The following is a 256-nucleotide window of genomic DNA, read 5'->3' as shown; positions in this document are numbered from 1 at the left end:
TACATTGCGTCCTGCTGTTGATCAACTTAATTTCCTTAATATAGTTATTTTTAATTATTTAATTGGTAATGCCGATGCGCATGGCAAAAACTTTTCACTACTTTACCAACAGAAAAAACCAGAACTTGCTCCTGCATATGATTTGTTAAGCACAGCTATTTATCTAGATTTATCTCAAAAAATGGCTATGAAAATAGGAGGAGAATATATACCTAAAAAAATATATTTACGTCATTTTTATAAAATGGTTTCGGAT

Annotated in this window: 1 protein-coding gene; it reads left to right on the top strand. The window is 29.7% G+C overall.

Annotation, left to right across the window (positions count from 1 at the left end; translation table 11 throughout):
- Positions 1–256, top strand: a 256-nt coding sequence (locus ACFIKB_RS09210; RefSeq protein WP_375653453.1) for a HipA domain-containing protein, incomplete at both ends; no start/stop codon positions are given.

Source organism: Bartonella sp. MR110HLJHH, from assembly GCF_042194225.1.
Taxonomy (GTDB): domain Bacteria; phylum Pseudomonadota; class Alphaproteobacteria; order Rhizobiales; family Rhizobiaceae; genus Bartonella; species Bartonella grahamii.
Note: the sequence above shows the minus strand (reverse complement) of the source record. Positions and strands in the feature narration are given on the sequence as shown.